The sequence below is a fragment of the Methanosarcinales archaeon Met12 genome, from assembly GCA_002813105.2.
Lineage (GTDB): Archaea > Halobacteriota > UBA148 > UBA148 > JAJOKI01 > JAJOKI01.
The window spans coordinates 618,295-642,025 of the sequence record CP017966.2 but is presented as its reverse complement, the minus strand read 5'-3'; the positions used below and the strand labels follow the sequence as shown (position 1 = coordinate 642,025).

20 protein-coding genes, 1 tRNA gene and 3 rRNA genes are annotated in these 23,731 nt (G+C 46.3%); 13 read left to right on the top strand and 11 right to left on the bottom strand.

Annotation, left to right across the window (positions count from 1 at the left end; all coding sequences use genetic code 11):
- Nucleotides 1-35: 35 nt before the first annotated feature.
- The 7 genes from BME93_04110 to BME93_04080 all read left to right on the top strand — a co-directional run bounded on the left by BME93_04110 (nt 36) and on the right by BME93_04080 (nt 5,432).
- Nucleotides 36-332, top strand: a complete 297-nt coding sequence (locus BME93_04110; protein ATZ61790.2) for a divalent-cation tolerance protein CutA — start codon at nt 36-38, stop codon at nt 330-332.
- Nucleotides 333-1,859 (top strand): lysine--tRNA ligase, encoded by a 1,527-nt coding sequence (gene lysS / locus BME93_04105; GenBank protein ATZ61286.2) that lies wholly within the window; start codon nt 333-335, stop codon nt 1,857-1,859.
- Between the two features lie 77 nt (nt 1,860-1,936).
- Nucleotides 1,937-2,239, top strand: coding sequence for a DUF2551 domain-containing protein (locus tag BME93_04100; protein ATZ61285.2), 303 nt, complete (start codon nt 1,937-1,939; stop codon nt 2,237-2,239).
- A gap of 18 nt (nt 2,240-2,257) precedes the next feature.
- Entirely contained in the window at nt 2,258-3,196 is a 939-nt protein-coding gene (uppS, locus tag BME93_04095) for a polyprenyl diphosphate synthase (GenBank protein ATZ61284.2), read from the top strand.
- A 102-nt stretch (nt 3,197-3,298) separates the two neighbouring features.
- Nucleotides 3,299-4,117 carry a site-specific DNA-methyltransferase gene (locus tag BME93_04090; GenBank protein ATZ61283.2) on the top strand — a complete coding sequence of 273 codons (819 nt, stop codon included), beginning with the start codon at nt 3,299-3,301 and terminating at the stop codon, nt 4,115-4,117.
- 2 nt (nt 4,118-4,119) lie between these two features.
- The gene (locus tag BME93_04085; GenBank protein ATZ61282.2) at nt 4,120-4,770 is read left to right on the top strand and encodes a hypothetical protein; all 651 of its coding nucleotides are present in this window, start codon (nt 4,120-4,122) and stop codon (nt 4,768-4,770) included.
- Between the two features lie 92 nt (nt 4,771-4,862).
- On the top strand, nt 4,863-5,432 hold the full coding sequence (locus BME93_04080) for a hypothetical protein (GenBank protein ATZ61281.2): 570 nt from the start codon (nt 4,863-4,865) through the stop codon (nt 5,430-5,432).
- Nucleotides 5,433-5,441: 9 nt separating this feature from the next.
- Here the strand turns inward: BME93_04080 and BME93_04075 are convergent, their stop codons facing one another.
- Nucleotides 5,442-6,095 carry an undecaprenyl diphosphate synthase family protein gene (locus BME93_04075; protein ATZ61789.2) on the bottom strand — a complete coding sequence of 218 codons (654 nt, stop codon included), beginning with the start codon at nt 6,093-6,095 and terminating at the stop codon, nt 5,442-5,444.
- A gap of 42 nt (nt 6,096-6,137) precedes the next feature.
- On the opposite strand from BME93_04075, the gene BME93_04070 reads away from it, so the two are divergent.
- Complete coding sequence (locus BME93_04070; protein ATZ61280.2) at nt 6,138-7,427, top strand: TIGR00297 family protein; 1,290 nt, start codon at nt 6,138-6,140, stop codon at nt 7,425-7,427.
- Nucleotides 7,428-7,432: 5 nt separating this feature from the next.
- Here the strand turns inward: BME93_04070 and BME93_04065 are convergent, their stop codons facing one another.
- The 4 genes from BME93_04065 to BME93_04050 all read right to left on the bottom strand — a co-directional run bounded on the left by BME93_04065 (nt 7,433) and on the right by BME93_04050 (nt 10,281).
- Nucleotides 7,433-7,732: an AbrB/MazE/SpoVT family DNA-binding domain-containing protein gene (locus BME93_04065; protein ID ATZ61279.2), complete on the bottom strand. Its 300-nt coding sequence runs from the start codon at nt 7,730-7,732 to the stop codon at nt 7,433-7,435.
- Entirely contained in the window at nt 7,729-7,947 is a 219-nt protein-coding gene (locus BME93_04060; GenBank protein ATZ61278.2) for a DUF4258 domain-containing protein, read from the bottom strand. Before BME93_04060 ends, BME93_04065 begins: the two co-directional genes overlap by 4 nt.
- A gap of 254 nt (nt 7,948-8,201) precedes the next feature.
- Nucleotides 8,202-9,956, bottom strand: a complete 1,755-nt coding sequence (locus BME93_04055; protein ID ATZ61277.2) for a ribosome biogenesis/translation initiation ATPase RLI — start codon at nt 9,954-9,956, stop codon at nt 8,202-8,204.
- Nucleotides 9,957-9,972: 16 nt separating this feature from the next.
- The gene (locus tag BME93_04050) at nt 9,973-10,281 is read right to left on the bottom strand and encodes a hypothetical protein (GenBank protein ID ATZ61276.2); all 309 of its coding nucleotides are present in this window, start codon (nt 10,279-10,281) and stop codon (nt 9,973-9,975) included.
- Between the two features lie 59 nt (nt 10,282-10,340).
- Here BME93_04050 and rqcH point away from each other — a divergent pair, with 59 nt between their 5' ends.
- Genes rqcH through BME93_04025 form a run of 5 tightly spaced genes read left to right on the top strand, consistent with a single transcriptional unit; the run spans nt 10,341 to nt 16,575 of the window.
- Nucleotides 10,341-12,314 carry a ribosome rescue protein RqcH gene (gene rqcH, locus BME93_04045; GenBank protein ATZ61275.2) on the top strand — a complete coding sequence of 658 codons (1,974 nt, stop codon included), beginning with the start codon at nt 10,341-10,343 and terminating at the stop codon, nt 12,312-12,314.
- 3 nt (nt 12,315-12,317) lie between these two features.
- Nucleotides 12,318-13,358: an mRNA surveillance protein pelota gene (locus tag BME93_04040; GenBank protein ID ATZ61274.2), complete on the top strand. Its 1,041-nt coding sequence runs from the start codon at nt 12,318-12,320 to the stop codon at nt 13,356-13,358.
- A 10-nt stretch (nt 13,359-13,368) separates the two neighbouring features.
- The gene (locus BME93_04035; protein ID ATZ61273.2) at nt 13,369-14,481 is read left to right on the top strand and encodes a glycosyltransferase family 4 protein; all 1,113 of its coding nucleotides are present in this window, start codon (nt 13,369-13,371) and stop codon (nt 14,479-14,481) included.
- A 7-nt stretch (nt 14,482-14,488) separates the two neighbouring features.
- The gene (locus BME93_04030) at nt 14,489-15,541 is read left to right on the top strand and encodes a glycosyltransferase family 2 protein (GenBank protein ATZ61272.2); all 1,053 of its coding nucleotides are present in this window, start codon (nt 14,489-14,491) and stop codon (nt 15,539-15,541) included.
- 23 nt (nt 15,542-15,564) lie between these two features.
- Nucleotides 15,565-16,575: a flippase-like domain-containing protein gene (locus BME93_04025; protein ATZ61271.2), complete on the top strand. Its 1,011-nt coding sequence runs from the start codon at nt 15,565-15,567 to the stop codon at nt 16,573-16,575.
- Between the two features lie 23 nt (nt 16,576-16,598).
- On the opposite strand, the gene BME93_04020 is transcribed toward BME93_04025, so the two are convergent.
- The 6 genes from BME93_04020 to BME93_03995 all read right to left on the bottom strand — a co-directional run bounded on the left by BME93_04020 (nt 16,599) and on the right by BME93_03995 (nt 23,715).
- Nucleotides 16,599-17,105 (bottom strand): DJ-1/PfpI family protein, encoded by a 507-nt coding sequence (locus BME93_04020; GenBank protein ID ATZ61270.2) that lies wholly within the window; start codon nt 17,103-17,105, stop codon nt 16,599-16,601.
- Nucleotides 17,090-18,241, bottom strand: coding sequence for an NDP-sugar synthase (locus BME93_04015; protein ATZ61269.2), 1,152 nt, complete (start codon nt 18,239-18,241; stop codon nt 17,090-17,092). Before BME93_04015 ends, BME93_04020 begins: the two co-directional genes overlap by 16 nt.
- Nucleotides 18,242-18,273: 32 nt before the next feature.
- Nucleotides 18,274-18,395 (bottom strand): 5S ribosomal RNA (gene rrf / locus BME93_04010).
- A 335-nt stretch (nt 18,396-18,730) separates the two neighbouring features.
- Nucleotides 18,731-21,729, bottom strand: a 23S ribosomal RNA gene (locus tag BME93_04005).
- A 152-nt stretch (nt 21,730-21,881) separates the two neighbouring features.
- Nucleotides 21,882-22,083 (bottom strand) — tRNA-Ala (locus tag BME93_04000).
- Nucleotides 22,084-22,192: 109 nt separating this feature from the next.
- A 16S ribosomal RNA gene (locus tag BME93_03995) occupies nt 22,193-23,715 on the bottom strand.
- The 16S, 23S and 5S rRNA genes sit together here with 1 tRNA gene alongside, the layout of an rRNA operon.
- Between the last annotated feature and the right edge of the window lie 16 nt (nt 23,716-23,731).

The following is a 23,731-nucleotide window of genomic DNA, read 5'->3' as shown; positions in this document are numbered from 1 at the left end:
TTACTATGTGAGTTTGGTGGCTTAAATTGTTCTCGATGATATATATAACTACACGCAACCTGGGCGAAGCCAAGCGCATTGCACGCACCTTGGTCGAAAAGCGGTTAGCAGCATGTGTGAACGTATTTCCGATAACATCAATATATCACTGGGACGGGATTCAGGAAGACGCCGAGGTTGCATTGATAGTAAAGACGACGAGGGGGAACGTCAAAAAGATAGAAGAGTGTGTAAAAGAACTGCATAGCTATGAGATGCCATGCATAATTTCGTTTGCAATTGACGGCGGCTCCGAGGAGTTTTTGAAATGGGTGAGAGACGAGATGAAATAGATGGCAGAAGATACGGTTCACTGGGCCGATGTCGTTGCGAAGGATGTATTGAAGAATCGCGGAAATAGACATGTGATAGCGACGGGAATCACCCCATCGGGGCCCATACATATCGGAAATATGCGGGAGGTGGTAACAGCAGATGCAGTGCGTCTGGCGCTAAAAGACCATGGAGCAGACGTACGCCTGCACTACATTGCGGATTCATACGACCCGCTTCGCAAGGTTTATCCCTTCCTGTCAGAAGACTATGCATCACACGTTGGGAAACCCATATCCGAAATACCGGACCCAGATGGATGTTGTGCAAATTATGCTGAACACTTTCTACAACCTTTTTTGGACGCAATGGAAAAGTTGGGCATCGGGACGGATGTCACCAGGGCGGACCAGATGTACAAGCGTGGTGATTATGCCGATGCCATCCTGACGGCACTAATAAACGAGGATAAAATTGCGCAGAGACTTGCCGAAGTCACTGGAAGAACGATGCCACAAAATTGGAGCCCATTCAATCCGTTATGTGAGCAATGCGGCAGGATTACCATGACTATCGTCACAGGATATCATGGGAAGGGAGTAGATTACGAATGCCAATGTGGGCACCAGGGCACCGCTGACATATCGAAGGGGGACGGGAAACTCACGTGGCGGGTGGACTGGCCTGCACGGTGGAAGATACTCGGTATCACAGTCGAGCCATTTGGAAAAGACCATGCAGTGGCTGGCGGTTCCTATGACACTGGAATACGCATTGCAAAGGAGGTATATGACTACGACCCTCCATATCCAATACCGTTTGAGCACATCTTTCTCAAGGGACATGGCAAGATGTCAAGTTCAGCAGGCGTTGTCATTTCAGTTCAAGAGATGCTCGATGTGCTCCCGCCAGAGGTACTGCGTTATCTAATCATACGGGCAAAACCAGAAAGGCACATTGACTTTGACCCCGGAGCGCCCCTCTTGAATTTGATAGATGAATATGACAGGTTAAACGAAACCGATCGGTCGTACGAACTCTCCACCAAGGTCCCGTTTAGGCATATGCAGATTGCTCGCGAGGTCTCCACCAAGGTCCCGTTTAGGCATATGGTCACGATCGTGCAGATTGCTCGCAACTTTGACCGAATCGTTGAAACGCTTAAGCGCAGTGGATATGAGATTGATGATGTGGGTGCGATCAAACAGCGTGCAAAAAATGCCGAGAACTGGCTGAACAAGTTCGCCCCATCTGTCGTGAAATTCAAGGTCAGGGAAACACTTCCCAACGCAGCAAAAGAGCTGTCTCCACAGCAAAAGAGGGCATTGAATATTCTCGCGGACGAAATAGGACGCGAATGGACTGCAGATGCGCTACATGCTGAAATATACCAAATTGCCGGGAATGTCGGCGTGGACCCGAAATACGTGTTTGAGGCGGCCTATATAGCGCTGCTTGGCACGCCCTCCGGTCCGAGAGCGGGATGGTTCCTGACGTCGTTGAGCCCAAATTTCATCAGGAAACGATTTAAAGAGGCGTCAACGTAAACTATTGGGTGATATACATATAACTTTATAATTGGTGCAGACTGATGTTTACATAGAAGAGCAAGGTGGTGTAGAATCTGAGTTATCCAGATGTTAAGGTCAAGGAAAGACTAAAAAATTATATAGAACGAGATGAGACAGGGGTACGAAAGACCGTCCTCAAGCTGTTTTTGGAGGACAAAACATACACCACCGAGGGCATCTATAACCATCTATTAGAGCAGAAATTTAACGTGAGCTACAGGGGCATCTCTGCAATGGTCGGTTTAATGAATATGCGTCTGGGCATTCTTTCCATCGATGTAACTGGCAACCATAATGTCTACTCCCTCAAGGGAGGATATAAGAAAGTTGTCGCCTCTGTTCTGGAGAATTACTAAATGTAGAAAGGTGAGCATATGACAGGGAGTAAGATACGGAATATATTGTACACGGGATATGAGTCCCTTCTAACGGAAGAAATAAAGGAGGGGCTAATTCCAGCGCATGTTGCAGTCATACAGGATGGAAACCGAAGATATGCCAAAAGGATTGGTGAACCTCCTTCCCATGGACATATCCATGGCGCTTACACGACCGAGAAACTCATAGAATGGTGTGTGGAGATCGGAGTTAAGCAACTGACCATATACACATTTTCGACCGAAAATTTCCGTAGACCATACACAGAACGCATGCAACTTTACAAGTTATTTAAAGAAAGATTCGATGAGATGTGCATTGACGAGCGAATTCACCGTTATAGGATGCGAGTCAGGGCCATAGGCGACATAGACCGTCTCCCCATCGACGTAAGACTGGCGATTAAACAGGCAGAGCAAAAAACGAAGGACTATGACAATTTTTGCCTCAACGTTGCACTGGCATATGGTGGACGGCAGGAAATCGTCGATGCTACAAGGAAAATAGCACAAAAGGTTCTTGCTGGAGAGCTGCGAACAGAGGATATCGATGAGAGCATAATATCTGCCCATTTGTATTCGGGTGATTCGGTCAACGTCGACCTGGTCATCAGAACCGGCGGAGAAGAGCGGGCATCCAACTTCCTCCCGTGGCAGGCAAGCGGTAACGAGTGCGCAGCATACTTCTGTGCACCATATTGGCCTGAATTTCGCAAGATCGACTTCTTGAGGGGCGTGCGCACATATCAGATGAGGGAATCTGAGAAACGGCGCAATACCGTTATACGGATGATTAAATTGTTAAGTGAATGCTCGAACGTCGAGGTCGAGGAAGTCATCAGCCTATGCGGGCGCATATTGAATATTACGAGAAAAGAGGTGCTAAGCATATTGCATGAATTGCCCGTTAACGTGAGAAGCGGGCTGAAGTTGTGAGTATCGATAAAAACGAGTGAATTGAGATGAAAGTTTATAGGCAAGAAAAGTAAGGTCATATAGGAAGTTATACGCCATCGCTCATGATAAGAAGGGGGTAAGATGGAAAAATTTGAATTTAACAAAATATACAATATGGATTGTATTGATGGAATGAAGCATATCACCGATAATACGATAGACCTTGTTATTACAGACCCGCCTTTTGCCATAGATTTTAAAGCAAAAAGAAATAATTATCGCAGAACACAATCTCGGGTTTTAGAAGGATACAATGAAATACCAAAAGAAGAATACTATGATTTCACACTCAAATGGATGAAAGGGGTTTATAGGGCTCTTAAGGAATCAGGAAGTATGTATGTTTTTTCAGGATGGAATAATTTAAAAGACATATTAGTTGCAATTGACGAAATCGGTTTTATTACAGTTAATCATATTATCTGGAAATATCAATTTGGTGTTGTGACGAAAAGAAAATTTGTAACTTCCCATTATCACTGCCTTTATGTTTGCAAAAATGATGAAAAACGGAAATTTTTTCCTTATTCAAGATATGGAAAAGAAGATGATGATAAAGATGGTGGCAGCTTGCATTATAAAGATAAAGAGGATGTTTGGATAATCAAAAGAGAGTATTGGACAGGAGACCAGAAAACCCCAACAAAATTACCTGCTGAATTGATTAAAAAGATATTGATGTATTCAAGTGAAGAAGGAGATGTTGTTTTAGATCCTTTCTTAGGTTCCGGGCAGGTGGCAGTTGTTAGTAAAATGATGAAAAGACAGTATATTGGATTTGAAATTGTAAAAGAATATTATGAGTTTGCTCAAAAAAGGTTGAATGAAAATAAATATAGGATTAAAGAGGTAGAGGAAAAGTTCCAAAAAACATTGAATTTATTTGAAATAGAAGGATAACAATGACTTTCTTAAAAACTGCCAAACATGTTGGAAAAGAATTGAGAAAGATTCCTAAGATGTGGGATGGCAGAAAATCAATCTTGGAGATGAAAGACGCAAACTATCCACATTGGAAACAAATGGAATGGATTGGTTTTTACTTTCAATTTCTATGTGAAAAATATTTATCAGGTTTTGTTGAAATACCAGGGCCAAAATATGGAAATGTTAGGTTTGATGGTTTTAAAAATGTTCCTTGGGATTTCAAAGCACATGCTATGAATACAAGCAGTCATCAGATAATTGTTAATGATAGTGAAGCGACAGCGAATGGAATTAAAGATTATGGAGCAGTTGGCTTAATTCTTGCCATCGGTAAGGTTCTATATAACGATGAAGATAGAACATTTCAAAAGTGGCATGAAGCGTTGAAAGGTGGAAAATCAAAATATGTGATAGAGAGGATAAAAAGAGGGGCATGGTCAAGATTGAGAAAAGTATCCTTTGAGTTACAGCAAATTTCTTTCATCAGAATAACGGATGATACATTGGTTAAATATGGTTCATTTCAGGAAGATTTCAGAAATGCCGATGGAAGTCCAAGAAGAGCAAAGGTGTTATTAGATTTGGAGGCAATAGATGATGAGCTGGAATATTTTATTGAGTTTTAAACGATGGCGTATAACACAGCATAAAAGATTCGTGCCTTACGGTACTCACTCAAATTTTTGTTTTGCAAAACTTCTTTTATGCTGGGAAAGTTATGAGTATCGATAAAAACGGAGTAATTGAGGAGATAATAGTTAGGCTTAAAAAATATAAGAGCATCGGCCGCCCTTTACCTCATGGGTTGGTCAGTAAGCTTGGAAAAAAGTGTGTATTGGACAAATTAAACGGATTGGGATTTAAAAAATTAACACCTGATAAAAGGAAAGCTAATATCTATATAGATTACAATGGCAAAAAAATAAACGTAAAGATTAGAACCTCCACGCTAAAGAATGAGGGATTATATCCTAAAGACGTGAAATATTGGGGTTGGACAGTTAAAGAATGGGATAAACAAGAGATAGAATACGATATTCTTGTGGGTGTAGCATTGAACGATGATTTTGTTGGTGCACAATTTTATATTTTTACAAGAGAGGAGGCTCTTTTAATAGATGATATACGCATAAAGAGGTTTAAGAATGTTCAAAATAAAATCCATTTATTTGAAAGCGAAGAAGCATACAGAAAAGCCATCGAAAAACCCAAGATTGTGACGAAGTATGAAAGATACATAAATGAGAATAAGTCTGAATTCCTATGTAAGTGGGCTAAGATACGATAAGCTACACCACTATTTCCCAAATCGTCTCTGTCTTTTCTGATAATCCCTGATCGCCCTTAAAAAATCCACCTTTCTGAACCCTGACCAGTTCACGTCTGTAAAAAAGAACTCTGAATACACTGCCTGCCATATCAGAAAATCCGTCAATCGTACTCCGCCTGTCTTGATGACCAAATCTGGTTCTGCTTTAAATACAAGGTGTGACTCGACCAATGCCTCATCAATATCGTCTAGAGTAAATTCTCCCACCTCGACTTTATGCATGATCTGCTTGATTGCCCTGACCAGTTCCTGCTTTCCCCCATAGCCAATTGAAATGTCAAGCATTAGGTCATATTTTCCAGAAGTTACGTCTATCCTTTCGGATTCTGTGTATATTGCGACCTTGGCTGGGATGTGGGACATTGCCTCGATCAATTGCTTCGTGAGTGTTGAATATATTCTTTTCTTTATCTCTCCTATGGCAATCACACTGATGTGTACTGTAACCCTGCGAATTCCAATTTCGGAACACCAGAAGACAAATGCCTTGAGCTTCTTGAGCGCATCGTCGGTCTGCAGGTCCTCTTCGGCGATCACGAGAATTATATGTTCTGGAATGCCCTCTTTCCCTATCTGACCGATGACCCTCTTCTCGTATTGGTCCAGAATGACTCCATCCATCTTGGCTAAATATAAGTAGAAAGGAGATAAAGTATTTTGTCAATGTGTTCGTCATCGAGATACGAGAGGCAATTAGTACGCATTTTGTTTGGCTGCGCCGCTTTGGTACTCCCATTTCTGGAGATGTGGCAGATAATACTCATAGTCCTGGCTGCGATGATTGGATTTGCATATGTCACAGATCGAAGGTCTGTTGCACTGGGCCCGCTACACCTGTGCTTTGCCGTTCTGATTCTAACGGTTTTGTCCTGGGTATCGAATTTTCCTGTCTACCTTTTGGGAGCGTCCATTGCCATCAGCACGTTCGCTGTCTCCATATGTGAGACCATCGAGGCGGATAAATCGCCAAGGATAAGGACGGTTATGGGCAGCGCAGTTTTCCTCATCTCCGGCATGATATCTGCATTTATCGTTGGCAGTTGGATAATTGCATTCAATGGAATAGGTGACATCCATATGTCCTCTTCTCCTTACCAGTTCATGTTCTTCCTGGCGGTAATCGGCACACTTACGGGTGCTCTGCTTGAGTCGATTCCCCACAAGAACAACAACCTGACGCTTCCCTTTGGCACTGCGATGGCGATGTGGCTATTTGCAGAGTTTGGATATTGGGTCCCCCCTTCCATACTAATATTCGCATTGGCGCTTGCGCTTATAATCGGTTATATCTCATATGGGGCAAAAATAGCGGACATCACAGGAGTGTTGAGTGGGACATTGCTTGGCGTTTTGGTCATCGTTTTCGGTGGCATCGAGTGGTTTGCGGTTCTCATGGTCTTTTTCGTACTGGGTGGGGCGTTCACGAAATATGAGTATAAATATAAGCAATCACTGGGAATTGCAGAGGCAGAAGGCGGAGCACGAGGATATAAGAACGTGTTTGGAAATGGACTCGTCGCCATGATTTTGGCTGTGGCATGGGGCGTGTTCGGCTGGCATGTCTTCTTGATAGGATACCTCGGCGCCATAGCAACCGCTACGGGAGATACGCTTGCCAGTGAGATCGGTGAAACCTGGAGGGGCAAGCCCAGGATGATTACGACATTTGAAAAGGTAAAACCAGGCACCAGTGGCGCCATCTCCGCATTGGGTGAATTTTCAGCGCTATTGGGAGCAGGTGCGATAGGCATAATCGCGGTGTTGCTTGGGCTGATAGATTATCCTATTGCGCTAATCACCACCATTTTAGGTGGATTCATCGGCACCAATGTCGACAGCCTGTTGGGCGCAACGCTGGAAAATAGGGGGCTTCTGACGAATCACTCGGTCAATCTTCTTGCAACGGCGGCAGGGGCGATTGTATCTGTGGGTTTGTATTGGGTTTTGGTTTGATATATCTATACAGTTGCTTCTTCCGTCTTGGAGATGGTGATCTTGTTCTTCGATACGGAAAAACCGACTTCGGTTCCCTCTTTGATTTCTAAAGCATCAGCCAGTTCCTTTGGAATTCTGATTGCGATACTTCCGCCAAGATTGAATGCTCTCCGCTTAAATAGGTCTAGCAACCTATCATGTTCTTTCTCATCAACCCATTCATCTTGGCAGTTTGAACATACCTCTACCTTTGCAAACACGCCTTTTTCTATTTCACGTTTTTCTTCTAATAGTTCGCTCTCGCAAAACGGACATTTAGTCATGTTTCCTCTATCGTTATTATCCACAGTATTTTGTTTCTAACCACGTACACGAATCGGATCTGAGAATCTCTTATCTTGCTCTGGATGATGCCGATGTTTCCTTCCTTCTCTGGCTTTTTGATATGTTTTCCTGTTTTAATGTGATGTCGCACTTCGTCAGAGCTCATCTGGAATCGTTTTATGAGTCTTTCAGATGCGTGTCTTTTGAATCTGATTGGTAACGTATGTAGATATCTCAGTCTAATTCCTCAGTATATTTTCAGTATTGAAAGTATATTAATGTTTGGTGTGAGGGCATTCATACTCTTTTGGAGGTGTAAATGTCAATTGTCACTCCACTCTTTCGTTATTTCAGCGATGCTTTTATCCAACTCATTCAACCAAATAGTATTGAAAATCCCGTCTTCTGCCTTACATATGATATTAAATTTGGCATTTCAAAATCCGTATTATCATCAACGTATTTAAATCACTGATAATAATACTCCCCTTTCGCCTTCTGTTCCCTGTCCAATTTGGATTCTGGTTTGTTTACCCTCGGCCTCTTGGTATTCTCGTCGCGCCTGAAGGTGATATCCATTTTTTCAAGAAATTTATTCATGCCTTCGCGCATATCGAACGGACCAAATACTTCACCACACACCCCTGGCTTCCCATCAAAGACCATCAAACGCTCGCTGAGCAGGTCTATCATATAGATGTCATGATCAACTACCATCGCGCTTGCTTTGTTGTTTTCTGCAAATCGGCGTATCGTCTTAATGGCGGAAGTCCGCTGCTCGACATCTAAATGTGCAGAGGGTTCATCCAAAATATATAAATCCGCCTTCCTGCTCAAACATGCTGCGATGGCAACGCGCTGGAGTTCTCCGCCGCTGAGGTCTGTCAGATTTTGGTCCAGTAAATATTCCAATTGCAATGGTCCGATCACCTCCGTATTGTAATGGCTTGTGCCGAATTGCTTCGTTATTGTTCGCAGCAAGTCCCTGACCGATTCGTCGCATCTCGTGATATACTGCGGCTTGTAAGATATCTGCAGGTCGAGACCTACCGCACCTTCATCTGGTTCGATGATGCCAGCCAATACCTTTATGAACGTGCTTTTCCCGATGCCGTTTGGCCCTACAATGCCTATAACCTCCCCCCTTCGTATTTCACCACCCTTTACGTTCAACGTAAATTCGGGATATTTTTTAACGAATGCATCAAATTTGGCGAGTGCTGGAATGTCCTTCTGAAGTCTGGGTGCATGAACCTCAAATTTGATTGCTTCTTGGCGCATTCTAATGTTCTCCTCTGGTAAAAAGCCCTGCAAATACTGGTTAATGCCGACTCTAACGCCTTTAGGGGAAGTTATTACGCCATACCCTCCTGGCGTCCCATATACAATATGCACGATATCTGCCAATAGGTCGAGAATGGCAAGGTCGTGCTCTACGATCATCACGGTTTTGTTCTTGGATAGGTCCTGGATGAGCTTTGCGACTTCGATGCGCTGGCAGATGTCCAGATGGGAAGTTATCTCATCGAAAAAGTAGAAATTGGCATCTTTAGCCATACATGCTGCGATGGCAACGCGCTGGAGTTCTCCACCGCTAAGGTCTTCAATCCCCCTATCCAGTATATGATCGATATCAAGTTTGGACGTCAAATCCTTTAACGCCCCGCGTTCGTCGAGGGGCTGGAGCAATTCACGAGCGCTGCCACTAAATGCCTTTAGTATTGCGTCGATGTGCTGTGGCTTTTGAGCAATTCTTATCTCTTTTTGCGATATCCCTCGCATATATCCTTGCAGTTCTGAGCCACGATAGTGCTGGATGATTTCGTCCCAATGGGGGGCGTCTTTTCCAATATTCGGTTTGAGGCTGCCTGACAATATCTTTATTGCAGTACTTTTTCCTGTGCCGTTTGGGCCAAGTATTCCGGTGACCTTTCCCTCCTGCGGAATGGGCAACCCATAGAGTGCAAAGCCATTTACGCCGTATCTATGCGTTTCCTGTTCACGAAGCTCCTCTGGCAGTCCGATGATCATTATCGCATCAAATGGACATTTTTTGGTGCATATGCCGCACCCGACGCACAGTTCTTCCGATATTATCGGTTTATGGTCCTCGCCGATGACGATGGTTTCGTCTCCAGTCCGCACCCTTGGGCAAAATCGATGGCACTCATGGGCGCATCTCTTAGGCTGACATCGATCCCTGTTCAGAACTGAAATTCTCATATCGTTCACTTCGAGATTAGTTCAGTAAAAGAGTCCAACTCACAAACCAGAACGTCGTCGTCATAAATACGGTATAAATCCAATCCTTGGCTTCAAACTCTTCTACTTTTATGTTGACCAGCGGGAAAACATACTTTTGCAAGAGTACCATGATGACCAATATCGCAAATCCAAATCCTGCCCTGGCCTGTGTTTCACCGGCGAGATGAAATGACATAATGCCCCCGATTATGCCAAAAATCCCAGGGATGATCGTTTTTTTGATGCCATCTATATATCCTTTCTTTTTTTCCTCTTCGGTTGGAACTTTCACCGTTTGATCCATGCTTAACCTCCGTTATTTTCAGCTAAAACTTATCTTATCCTTTATGCTATTAATACACGATGTACATAAAAAATCAGATGAGTAGTGTGGACATATCTGCCGTTGTATCCGAATTACAGATGCTGATTGATGCGAAACTGGACAAGGCATACCAGCACACTCCAAATGAAATCAGGTTGAAGCTTCAGCTTCCTGGCAGCGGACGCCAGGATCTTCTCATCGAAGCTGGCAAGAGAATACATGTTACAAAATATCCGCGCCCAAGCCCCAAAATCGCACCGAGCTTTCCGATGCTTTTGAGAAAGCATCTGATGGGTGGACGTATTACAGCGATAAAACAATATGACTTCGACAGAATCATCGAAATACACATCTTGCGCGGTGACACGATTGCAACACTCGTGGTAGAATTGTTCTCAAAGGGCAATGTCATACTTCTGGATGAAAATCGAAGAATCATAATGCCCCTTAAATCCATGAGTTTTAAAGACAGAGAGGTCAGGCGGGGTGAACAATATGAATTCCCGCCATCCCTGATGAATCCGATGGATATCACGAATGCTGAGTTGTGCACGTTGTTAGATATGTCCAACAGAGATGTGGTCAGAACGCTTGCCTCTAAACTGAATATTGGAGGATTGTACGCAGAGGAGATATGCATTCGAGCAGGGGTCGATAAAAATACGCTGACGGGGGATTTGACGAAGAGGCAGTCTGCATCAATCCACAGTGCGCTACACGGACTATTTGAGCCGATCATATCAGGAACGTTGAAGCCGCACATAGTCCTGGCAGACGATGCGCAAATCGACGTGTTTTCGTTTGAGCTGCGGCAATATGAAAAGCATGAAAAGAAGTACTTCACCACGTTTAACGAAGCACTTGATGAGTTCTTCAGCAAGCAGGCACTTCGAGAAGTGGAGGGGGTGGGAAGGAAAATTAAAGACGAGAAGCTAAGCGTAGTGAAGCGAATGTTAGAGCGGCAAGAAGACGCCATCAAGAGTTTTGAGCAGCTGGAAAAGGAATGTATCGAGAAGGCAGAGCTCATCTATGCCCATTATCAACATATAGATGAAGTTTTTGAGCGTGTTCGTAGTGCCAGAAAAGATGGCCATTCTTGGAGCGAAATTAAAACCAGAACCGATGAAATAATCGAAATCGATGAAAAGATTGGAGATATTACCATAAAACTTGATGGAGCCTCCATCGCATTGAATGTCAAGCTTACCATTCCGCAAAATGCCAAAAAGTATTATCTGCGCGCCAAGGAGCTCAGGAAAAAGCGAGAAGGGGCACTAAGGGCATTAGAACGGACTAAAAAAGAGGTCGAACAGGTAATGCTTGGGCACTATGAACCGGAATATCATCTGGCACCCCAGCGAAAAATCAGGCAAAAAAGTCACTGGTATGATCGGTTCAGATGGTTTACGTCTTCTGATGGATTTCTCGTGGTGGGTGGGCGAGATGCCGATACCAACGAGGATATCGTCAAGAAATACATGAAAAAAGACGACATATTTTTTCACGCAGAAGCACATGGCGCTCCAGTGACGGTGATCAAAACAGAGGGAAAGGATGTGCCAGAGGCGACTCTATCGGAGGCGGCACAGTTTGCAGTTTCATATTCCAGTGTCTGGAAAGCCGGGCACTACGAGGGGGCTTGTTATTGGGTCCACCCCGAACAGGTTTCAAAGACGCCGGAGACAGGCGAGTATATCGGAAAGGGGAGTTTCGTGATTCGTGGTAAAAGAAACTATATCAAGGCAGCGGTTGGTGTAGCGATTGGCATCGAAATCGATGAGGAAACCGATGTGATCGGAGGACCTTCAGACGCAATCAAGAAGCGTGCAAAATATGTCATCGAGCTTGAGCCTGGAGATAAATCCCAAAACCATATCGCAAAGGAACTGTCTGGAATTTTCTTGGAAAAAGCAGAACCCGAAGATAAATATCTGGTCAAGTCGATCGCCTCCCCTGACAAGATTGCGCCGTTTCTGCCGCCGGGAACATCTAACCTCAAAAATGGGAGGTAGCATATGCGAGTCGTTAAGCACAAATTGAAAAAACATCGAGGCGAGATCACGCTCGTTCCAGAATCGCTGGATGACCTGTGGCACCTAAAATATATCATAGAGCCTGGAGACACCATATTTGCGTTAACACATCGGCGGATAGAGGGCGCCACCGACAAAATACGTCCTGAGAAAATAGAGAAGAAGCCGATGCGCCTGGGCATCAATATCGAGGAGGTCAGATTTCATAAATTTTCCAATCGACTGCGTGTCAAAGGCACCATCGAAGAGGGCATTGACATTGGTTCACATCATACGCTCAATATAGAGCCGAATGTTAAACTTTCAGTTATCAAACAATGGAAAAACGATCAACTCGAGCGAATTAACGATGCAGTAAAGGCATCCGCCCGTCCAAGGGTGGTAATCGTTACCATTGAAGAAGGAGAGGCGTGTATCGGAACAGTCAGACAGTATGGCGTAGACGAAGTGGCAACCATAAAATCCTCCTCTGGCAAGGAGAGTGATGCAGCTGGCGAATTGTTTGATGAAGTTGCCCATCAATTGGACTGGACCTCCAGAGAAGTCCAGGCCATAATCATCGCTGGACCTGGATTCATCAAGGAGAACTTTCTAACGTTTCTAAAACAGAGCTATCCGGAGCTTGCCAAAAAAGCCGTGTTGGAGGATGTTTCTTCAATCGGCATATCTGGATTTCAGGAAGTGCTTCGGAGGGGGGCGGTCGACCGCATAGCAGAGGGGACACGAATATCCAATGAGGCAAAGTTGATGGAGCGTCTGCTCAAGGAAATCGCCAAGGATGGAAAAGTAGCATATGGGATGGAAGATGTTAAGAGGGCAATGGATTATGGAGCAATAGACGAATTATTAATCGCGGACGAAGTCCTCAGAGAGGAGCGTGAGCGTGGAGATATCGACGAGTTTCTGAAGGGAGTGGAACGGGCGCAAGGAAGAATAGTTGTGTTCAGCACCGAGTTTGAGCCCGGACGAAGATTGCACTCACTTGGGGGCATCGCAGCATTGTTGCGATTTAAGACCACATAGGGAGTCGCGTATGAAGATATTACAAGCAACACCGTATTTCATGCCACATGTTGGCGGCGTCGAAACACATGTTCTGGAACTATCGCGCACCTTGGTGGAAAGAGGACACGAGGTCGTGGTGCTTACTTCCAATGTGCCAAAGTCGGCTGAACGCGAATGCCTCAACGGAATTGAAGTATATAGGTTTGATGCTTTGAAGGTGCCGTATGTGCCATTCATACCCTTTTTGAAGAAGAAAATATCGTCGTATGATGCGGACATTTTTCATTCACACTGTCCTCCGCCGTTTTTTTCGCATGCGCTCATCGGAGTTCATCCCCATGTGGTGACCTATCACTGCGATGTTCAAATACCGCGATCCTTCGGGAAGATTCCCATCCCAAGATTCATCGGCTCCAGTCTGGAGTGGGCTCACGATCGATTTTACGCCGCCAAAGTGCTCAGGGATTGTGACGAGATCATTACGACGACGGATATCTACGCCAAGACTTCCGCCATCCTAAAACACATGGACTATCGAGTAATCCCAAATGCAATCAGGATTGAAAATTTCAATGAGGGGCTGGCGAAACGTGGGCCCATGGTCCTGTTTGTCGGACGCATTGCTGCATCCAAGGGTTTGGACTATCTGGTGCATGCGGTTCCAAAAGTGCTCGAAGAAATTCCTGATGCCAGATTCGTGATCGCTGGAGAGGGCGAAGAAAAAAAGAGCTTAATTAAATTGACAAAGGAATGTGGCGTCGATGATTATGTTTCATTCGTGGGCTTCATACCGTCTGAAGCGCTAGAGAGCATATATCAACGCGCAGGAGTATTGGTCCTTCCGGCCATATCGAGGTCGGAGTCATTTGGAATCGTGCTGCTTGAGGCAATGGCATGTGCGACGCCAGTGATTGCCACGCGGATGCCCGGCGGGATGGACGTCATTGATGGAGCGGGATTGCTGGCGGAACCTGCTAACTCTACCAGCCTGGCCAATGCGATTGTTGAAATACTCTCGGACCAAAAGAGGGCACGTGAAATGGGTAAACGCGGAAGACGGTTGGTAGAGGAGAAGTATACATGGGATATAGTCACAAACCAGATTATAGACTTATATGAGGGGGAAATCGACGCACCGTAAAGCACATATGCAGATTGCCCAATATTTAAATCAGGAGATGAAAAGTATCACAATTAGAGAGGGGGCTAATCAGGTGAAGTTAAATATCATCGTTCCCGTATCGCCACAGGAGCCGCTTTCGGTGATAGAGAGGTCCGTAGAATCTCTGTCCAGATTAGAGCACGGGGATATAGCTAAAGTTCATACGACATATGTCATTGATGTTCATCGTCCCGATGACCCGCGAGTCGCATATCTACAGAGCAAATCACATTTATGCACAATAGTCAGAACCCATGGACGGGGGCGACGCGCAGGTGCGATCAATGATGCACTGGATAAGATAGGCAAGACGGACTATCTTGCTTTTTTTGATGTAGACAGCCGACCGGATTCCAACTTTCTGGTCGAATGTGTCAGGAAATTAGAGGAAAATGGTGCTGTGATCGCTAGCGCCCCACGGTATATCACAAATCCGGATGCAAGCCTGACCGCAAGAATTGTGGCAACCGAATATGCCATTCTAACAGATATATATCAATTACTGGAGCGTTATGACGGGTTTAAGCAATTCAATGGCTTGGTCGGCGTATTGGATGCGCAGGTCTTCGACAATCGCGGACTCGATGAATCTACTGCTTGCGAGGATGTGGACATCACCCAGCAGGTCTATCTGGGAGGTGGCATCGCTGTACTCGCTGAGAGGACATGTGTGGGTGAGCAGGCCCCAGGTACTCTCAAAGATTATTATAACCAGAGGACAAGATGGATTAACGGCGCGTATGAAGGTCTAAATCGATACCTCTCAGCATTTGTGCGCGCAAAAATTCCGATGAGTCGCAAGATTACGTGGCTTTCGGCGACGGCACTTCCATTTGTCATCTTCTTGTTCAGTCCACTCACACTGCTGTACGGCATAAGATTGTGGAAGTCGTGTAACGACATAAAAGATTTTACGATTAGGGTATTCGGCCTGATACTACACGCTTGGATTCTGCAGGTATGTAGCTTGAACGTGTTGCTCAGACGATTATTCAATATGCAAATAGAATGGAAGGAGATGGGCAGGTCTGATATATAAATGGATGGGAGGGCTATCCAAGATTGGATAAAAAGAAGAAGTGGCTGGCGGTAAGCCTCACAGTAAGCATCATCTCAATGTTGGTAATCTTAATTCTCACTGTAGATGAGAATACGTTTGTCTATTTGAGTAAGATTCAACCGATATACCTTCTGATAGCAATAGGTCTAAATATCTTCTCATGGTTCGTGTGGGGCTTGCGCATAAAGATACTGGCAGAATCGCTTGGTAGTAGAATTCATATAATCAAGTCCACGAAGATAGTTGTAGCAAATCTATTGGTTGCTGCAGTAACGCCGTCTATGGCGGGAGGTGAACCAGTTAGAATACATCTGTTGAACAAGAACGGAATGACGGCAGGAGATGCAACTGCGGTTGTTTTTGGAGAAAGGGCGTTAGACGCATTATTTTTGGGGATAACTGCGCCGATTGCGATGTTTTTATTCCAAGATATCGTAAGAGATCAGATATATGTGAGTATGTTGTTTGCACTTGCAGGCATATTGTTATTTTGCTTGCTGGGCATGATGATATATGCTCTCTTCCGTCATGATAATCTTAAGAGGTGGTTATCTGCTCTTTTCAGATGGATCATTCCTAAATTTACTCGCAAGTATGCAATTAACATCGATAACATCGTCACAAGAATAAACACAGAGATTGACAACTTCAATAGAAGTTTATGGAGATTGCTTCGAGAGGGCAAGGTCGCATTGGTCCTCGCAACCATCTGTACGATCGCATTCTGGCTTCTGGGATTTGCCATTCCATCCTTCATCCTTATGGGGCTTGGTGCAGATCCTGTATGGTTGTACTCCATCATAGCACAGATAATTTTGACGTTCATAATGATGATTCCAATTACGCCTGGAGGCAGTGGACTGGCAGAGTTAGGACTTGTATCTCTATATGCGACTTTTGTACATATTCCCCTACTTGGCATATTGGCAGTTATATGGAGGGTTGTGACGTATTATTCCAATATCATCGCAGGCAGTATCATCAGTTTGAAGATGTTGAAGGATGGCAGTTGATTAAAAACATTTAAGTCCTGAGTTTAACTTAGCGCCCTGACGATAGCATTGCCAAATTTGGTGGCAGACTTCGGACCGTCAGCAGTTATCAGATTGTCATCTATGACCACCGGCTCAGGAACATACTGCGCTCCACCTTCTTCTACCTCGGCAATACCGGAGGAGAATGCCGTACTCTTTTTTCCTTTTAGCACTCCTGCTTTCGCCAGCACGACCGGTCCAAGACATATCGCTGCCAGTATTTTATTTTGCTCTTTTGCATCCCGTAGAATCTGAAGCACCTGCGGATACTGCTTTAAAACCGGCGTACCAGCGCCGCCAATGACTACAACGGCATCATAGGATTTTACCTCGATATCGTCAACGCTACAATCCGGCTTGACTCTGGCTCCGAACATGCCAATGCATGTTTTGGTTGTCACACTCGCAACAGTCACATCAAAATCGGCCTTTTGGAATGCATTAAACGATTCCTGATATTCCTCGTCTCTGAAATCCTGGGGAGGCAATATCATTAATATTCTGGGCATATCACATCCTCCCGTACCTCTTTGGCACCTATGTCGGCCTCTGGCCAGATTCGTACATCTGAATGGATGGTGGTTCCATCTCGAATTGTGACTCTTGGACCTATGACCGTTCCATTTTCTAAAACACAGTTATTTTCCACCACGGCATCATCGTCGATTATTGCACCGCATATGGATACATCATCTCCAATGCTGATGCCATTGTAGATATATGAGGACAATATCTGTGAACTGTCGCCTATTCTGCAACCATCTCCAATCGTAGTATATGGACCGATCAAAACGTCATTTCCGATTACAGTATCGGCTCCAATGATTACAGGTCCGATGACCACAGAGTTCTCCCCAAGAACGACCTCGTTCCCGATGTGTGCAGGTCCATTTAATCGTGCACCCTCGTGTAGATGTCCAGCGATCTCAATACCTGGTAGTTTTTCAAGCATCCACTTCGATGCCGCCCTATATTCCTTTGGGCATCCCAGGTCCATCCAAGACCCTCGCGCCAACCATCCATACATCGACATGCCATCCCGCAATAAAGCAGGAAATAAATCCCTGGCAAAGTCATATGGCCTGTCCTTTTGAATCAAATCAAATATTTCCGGGTCGCACACATATATGCCAGTACTCGCTAAATTAGTAAAAATCTGCCCAGGCGCTGGCTTCTCTATAAATCGCTTAATTCTATTGTTCACGTTTATCTCTGCTATGCCATATTCTGTTGGGTCATCTATCGGCAAAAGACCTACAGAGATGATTCCATCGTGCTTTCTGTGGAACTGATAGAATTCTCGCAGATTGAGGTCGAGAACATGGTCGCCTCCGACGACCAAAAAAGGTGAGTCGCTCAGATATTTTTCCGCATTCTTCACGCCGCCAGCGGTTCCGAGTTTCTCTTTTTCATAGACATAGTGAATCGTCACGCCGAACGACGACCCATCTCCCAGACATTCCTCTATTTTCTCACCGAGATGCCCCAAGGTCAGCACTATATTATCAAATCCCCTGTCAGATAGGTGTTCGATGAGATGCGCTATCGACGGTTTATTTAAAAGCGGGATTGTGGGCTTAGGTCGTTCAAACGTGAGCGGTCGCAATCTAGTTCCAACACCGCCACACATGATACATGCCTTCATATTGAACAAGCTCCAATAAAATATGATAAGTGGCCTGACGGCGATCTATGGTTCCCGAGGGCTCGCGCACCTCAGTACCACATAGAACGTGGACGGGCTTATCTTCTGGGTTCGAGATGGGACCAGGAGTTGCCCCGTCGCTATGGCCGTCATAACCACATTACATGAATTTTATTACTACTACTTCCTTCGGAACTTCGGCTCTTCGCTTATACTCAGAGCCTCATGTCGAAAATCCCTAAGGATTTTCTTATCCTCAATTCTCTCCACTTCGTTTCGAGAATTTCGGAAGCCAAGGACCGGAATCGAACCGGCAAAAAGCCGCTATCCACCAAGGAACCTACGGTTCCATTGACCCTTTTCCTTTTTCGTCTGCAGGCGGCTGCGTTAGCCATTCCGCCACCTTGGCAAGTATAAAAAGTTTGCGACCCAGATATCGCCTGAATTGAGCTCGAAAGCCCAACATCAGAACAATCTGATGTTTAGCAAAGCAAATGGCTTGGACGTTAGTGGTCGCGGACTGAACACCTCGTTGCCTTGGTGCTTACATCCCGACTCTATCAAACTCTTCTTCTAAGAATGTCCTTTAGAAGTCTCTTTTCAGGACGGGTTTCGGGCTTAGATGCTTTCAGCCCTTATCCCTTAGTGCGTAGCTGCTCGGCAATGCCCTGTCGGACAACCGATCGACCAGAGGCACCGTTGCCTTGTTCCTCTCGTACTAAAGGCAACTTTCCCTCAGACCTCAATACACCCCTAATAGATAGTAACCGACCTGTCTCACGACGGTCTAAACCCAGCTCACGATCTCCTTTAATAGGCGAACAACCTCACCCTTGGCCGCATACAGAACCTTTAGGTTCTGTGCTTTTGGTAAAGCTTTTACCTTAAAAGGTTTTGCTGCACGGCCAGGATGGAAAGAACCGACATCGAGGTAGCAAGCCACCGGGTCGATATGTACTCTTGCCGGTGACGACTCAGTTATCCCCGGGGTAGCTTTTCTGTCATCAATAGCCCCCACCAAGGAGGCATATTGGTTCGCTAGACCCGACTTTCGTCTCGTGATCCCTTGCTATGTAGAATCACATCAGGCTGACTTATGCTCTTGCGCTCTACAGTGGATTTCTGACCCACTTGAGTCAACCTTAGGGCGCCCTTGATATCTTTTCAAGGGCGTACCGCCCCAGCCAAACTGCCCACCTATCGGTGTCCTCCTCTCGGAGTTAGGGGCGTAGTTCTAGAGGGGTAGTGTTTCATTGTTGGCTCCACTCGACCTGGCGGCCGAGTTTCGACGCCTCCTACCTACGCTATACATCTAAAACCACAACCCAGCGACAGGCTGCAGTAAAGCTCCACGGGGTCTTCACTTCCCATTAGGGGTCCCCAGACTCTGCACTGGGACGTAAAGTTCACCGGTTTCTAGCTAGGGACAGTAGAGCTCTCATTAGTCCATTCATGCAAGCCGCCAATTAAGCGGCAAGGTACTACGCTACCTTAAGAGGGTTATAGTTACCCCCGCCGTTGACAGGTCCTTCGTCTCCTTGTACGGAGGTTTCAGATACCTGCACTGGGCAGGATTCAGTGATCGTACTAGCCCTTACGGGTTGGCGATCACCTATGTTGTTATTAGACAGTTAGAGCTCCCTCGTCACTGCGACCTGCTGTTTTCACAGCAGGCACTCCTTATCCCAAAGTTACGGAGCTAATTTGCCGAATTCCCTTAGCTAGAGTATACCGACACGCCTAAGTCTTCTCAACTAGGGGCACCTGTGTCAGATCTCGGTACGGCCACTCGACCCCCCTTTTCACGGGCCCCTGGGGTCAACCAGCTTTCGTCATCACGCATTCATCCACTTCTCACCATTACGGCTCTCCGTGGATTTCAACGCTTGAACAGCGCGACGGCGCTGCCTGGTCTGCCCTGAGGCGTCAGGTCGCTAATGCGATACGGTTGAGTGGTACAGGAATATTAACCTGTTTTCCATTTGACATACTCGAATTACGATATGTCTTAGGACCGACTAACCCTCGGCTGACGAACATTGCCGAGGAAACCTAGCCCTTTCGGCGGTTCCGATTCTCACGGAACTATGCTGCTACTATTGCCAGGATTTTCGTTCCCATGCGGTCCACATGACCTTACAGCCATGCTTCTACCCACACGGGACGCCTTCCTACAAGATCATCTTGCGATGCTCCATTGATGGTATCGGTGGTCGGCTTGAGCCCCGTCCATTTTCGGGGCCCCAAACCTCGACTGGTAAGCTGTTACGCACTTTTTAAAGGATAGCTGCTTCTAAGCTCACCTCCCAGTTGTCTGGGGCTTGGGACGCCCTTTAGTGTTAACACTTAGCCGACACTTGGGGACCTTAACCATGGTCTGGGTTGTCTCCCTCACGGACTAGAAGCTTACCCCCCAGCCCGGACTCCGATCTTCTACGACGACAGCAGTTTTGGAGTTTGACAAGAGGGCGGGCAGTTTCCCGCCCAGCTCCTCTAATCAGTGCGCTCTACTCTGCTGACTATCTCTGATCAGGTCATGCTGCGACATGTTTCGGAAGGAACCAGCTGTCTCCAAGCTCGATTGGACTTTCACCCCTAGACGCAGGTCACACGAGTGATTTGCATATCAACACCGCTAGGGACCTCCACGCAACTTTCGTCACGCTTCATCCTGCCCACGCCTAGATCGCCTGGTTCCGGGTCGTAACCTAGTGACTTCACGCGCTTATACACGCCGCGCCTCACCCGAAGGTTGCGCGCTTGTCGCTTTCGCTTTGACTTCGTTGGTCTCAACTTAGTCTCGCCACTTGGATACATTCCCTGGCCCGTTCTTCAAAACGTATGATATGACACTGGCAACATCGCTCGTACTAATGGGTCGCCCCATATTCCTTCACGATGAAGTTCCTTTTATGCCATATCGCTCCATCACCACCCAATTTCAGGCTCTTTGCACCCCCCTTTTTAGGGTACTTTTCAGCTTTCCCTCACGGTACTATTGCGCTATCGGTCTCAAGAATGTATTTAGTTTTGGAAGTTGGTGCCTCCCAAATTCCCGCGAGATATCCAACCCACGGTACTCAAGACCAAACCACAATCCACTAACTTGCGTCTACGTGGCTATCACACTCTTCGGCGCCCCTTTCCAGGGGACTTCGGCTTAATTAGTTTGGACTGTATTATGGCTTGGCTTACAACACTACATCTCCTTGACTTCTCTCGAAGCAGGATTCAGTTTGAACTGTGCCGTGTTCGATCGCCTTTAATAACGGCATCTCTTTGATTTCTTTTCCCGCCCCTACTAAGATGTTTCAATCCGGGGCGTTCCCGATCCTTACGGATCGCCTCCCGAAGGAGGCAGGAATTCCCATTAGGAAATCCTCGGTTCAATGGTTCCATGCACCTACCCGAGGCTTATCGCAGCTTGGCACGTCCCTCATCGGCTCTTGAGCCGAGCCATTCACTGGATGGCATATTTGCCATATTTTCACTTCACTAAACTCAGTGAGCGTCTGGGTCGCAAACTTATACGTGGCTTCATTTAGCAAAAGAAATGTTCTATATTATGAAATATATCACAGTAATATCATTTAGTCTGCTATTTGCCCTTCCCTGACAATATTTTCGTCAGGTGCATTGATGGACTCGCTGGGATTTGAACCCAGGGCCTCCGCCTGTTTTGTGCGAAAACCTGCTGGTTTTCTAATGCACTGTGTCACAGTTCGAAGATGCACCCTGCACCATTTCAAAGAAGTGGTGGACCTGCAACTCCTATGGGGTTTCAGGTGATGGAACATCTGGTGGATTGCAAAGGCGGCGCTCTTCCGCTGAGCTACGAGCCCTAGCACAACTCGCTAATTGCTCGTGCTCATACTAACAAGGGCTCATCCCATGTTTTATCATGTCTACCCCGCGACAATTTTTCGGTTCCGATCGGCGTTTAATTTCGTTAGGAGGTGATCCATCCGCAGATTCCCCTACGGATACCTTGTTACGACTTAACCCCCCTCGCGAAACCCAGGTTCGAACGTGACAATCAATCACGCCCTCATCCAGACCTCACTCGGGTGGTTTGACGGGCGGTGTGTGCAAGGAGCAGGGACGTATTCACCGCGTCATTTTGAGACGCGATTACTATGGATTCCAGCTTCATGAGGGCGAGTTACAGCCCTCAATCCGAACTACGATTGTCAGGTTTAAGAGATTGCCTTCACCTTTCGGTGTCGATACCCATTGTCCTGATCATTGTAGCCCGCGTGTAGCCCGGGAGATTCGGGGCATGCGGACCTACCGTTGCCCGTTCCTTCCTCCTCTTTAGCAGAGGCGGTCCCCACTGTGTACCCATCTCCCTTAAAAAGGGAATGCTGGCAACTGTGGGCGCGGGTCTCGCTCGTTGTCTGACTTTCTGCACCCTTTTCCGTAAACGCTTTTGCGCCAGTAAAAGGGTTTAACAGGATGCTTCACAGTACGAACTGACGACGGCCATGCACCACCTCTCAGCTAATCTGGCAAAGTCTTTAGCTTGACCTTCATATCGCTGTCTCCCCCGGTAAGATTCCCGGCGTTGAGTCCAATTGAACCGCAGGCTCCACCCATTGTAGTGCTCCCCCGCCAATTCCTTTAAGTTTCAGCCTTGCGGCCGTACTTCCCAGGTGGCGAGCTTCACGACTTCTCTACGGCACCAATTTCACTCGCAGTGAAACTGACACATAGCTCGCATCGTTTACGGCTAGGACTACCCGGGTATCTAATCCGGTTCGCGACCCTAGCTTTCGTCCCTCACTGTCAGACCCGTTCTAGCTAGACGCCTTCGCCACTGGTGGTCTCTCAAGGATTACGGGATTTCACTCCTACCCCTGAAGTACCTCTAGCCTCTCCCGGTCTCGAGCCTAATAGTATTCCTCAGCAGCCTGACGGTTAAGCCGCCAGATTTCCCAAGGAACTTATTAAGCCAGCTACGGACCCTTTAGACCCAATAATAACGGTCACCACTCGAGCCGCCGGTGTTACCGCGGCGGCTGGCACCGGTCTTGCCCGGCTCTTGCTAACGGTTGTTTTTTAGACAACTGGACAGCTCCTACTGAGTAGGAGCACTCGGGGTTCCCTTATCACACTTGCGTGCATTGTAAAGTTTTCGCGCCTGCTGCGCCCCGTAGGGCCTGGATTCGTGTCTCAGAATCCATCTCCGGGCTCTTGCTCTCACAACCCGTACCCGTCGTCGGCTAGTGGGTCCGTTACACCCACTACTACCTGATAGGCCGCAGATCCATCCTTGGGCACCGTAGTTTTGGGTCACAGGGCATTCCAGCATCTATGACCTATTTGGTATTATTCCCAGTTTCCCGGGATTATCCCAAACCCAAGGGCAGGTTATCCACGTGTTACTGAGCCGTCTGCCGAGGGCCGAACCCTCTCGACTCACATGGCTTAGTCGAACCCCGATAGCAGTGACCTCTGGCAGGATCAACCAGAATTGATTATCCTGTACTG

Coding starts and splice junctions, on each gene's coding strand:
- BME93_04110 (ATZ61790.2), top strand. CDS start 36: ATGATATATATAACTACACGCAACCTGGGCGAAGCCAAGCGCATTGCA.
- lysS (ATZ61286.2), top strand. CDS start 333: ATGGCAGAAGATACGGTTCACTGGGCCGATGTCGTTGCGAAGGATGTA.
- uppS (ATZ61284.2), top strand. CDS start 2,258: ATGACAGGGAGTAAGATACGGAATATATTGTACACGGGATATGAGTCC.
- BME93_04090 (ATZ61283.2), top strand. CDS start 3,299: ATGGAAAAATTTGAATTTAACAAAATATACAATATGGATTGTATTGAT.
- BME93_04085 (ATZ61282.2), top strand. CDS start 4,120: ATGACTTTCTTAAAAACTGCCAAACATGTTGGAAAAGAATTGAGAAAG.
- BME93_04080 (ATZ61281.2), top strand. CDS start 4,863: ATGAGTATCGATAAAAACGGAGTAATTGAGGAGATAATAGTTAGGCTT.
- BME93_04075 (ATZ61789.2), bottom strand. CDS start 6,095: ATGGATGGAGTCATTCTGGACCAATACGAGAAGAGGGTCATCGGTCAG.
- BME93_04070 (ATZ61280.2), top strand. CDS start 6,138: ATGTGTTCGTCATCGAGATACGAGAGGCAATTAGTACGCATTTTGTTT.
- BME93_04065 (ATZ61279.2), bottom strand. CDS start 7,732: ATGACTAAATGTCCGTTTTGCGAGAGCGAACTATTAGAAGAAAAACGT.
- BME93_04055 (ATZ61277.2), bottom strand. CDS start 9,956: ATGAGAATTTCAGTTCTGAACAGGGATCGATGTCAGCCTAAGAGATGC.
- BME93_04050 (ATZ61276.2), bottom strand. CDS start 10,281: ATGGATCAAACGGTGAAAGTTCCAACCGAAGAGGAAAAAAAGAAAGGA.
- rqcH (ATZ61275.2), top strand. CDS start 10,341: ATGTACATAAAAAATCAGATGAGTAGTGTGGACATATCTGCCGTTGTA.
- BME93_04040 (ATZ61274.2), top strand. CDS start 12,318: ATGCGAGTCGTTAAGCACAAATTGAAAAAACATCGAGGCGAGATCACG.
- BME93_04035 (ATZ61273.2), top strand. CDS start 13,369: ATGAAGATATTACAAGCAACACCGTATTTCATGCCACATGTTGGCGGC.
- BME93_04030 (ATZ61272.2), top strand. CDS start 14,489: ATGCAGATTGCCCAATATTTAAATCAGGAGATGAAAAGTATCACAATT.
- BME93_04020 (ATZ61270.2), bottom strand. CDS start 17,105: ATGCCCAGAATATTAATGATATTGCCTCCCCAGGATTTCAGAGACGAG.
- BME93_04015 (ATZ61269.2), bottom strand. CDS start 18,241: ATGAAGGCATGTATCATGTGTGGCGGTGTTGGAACTAGATTGCGACCG.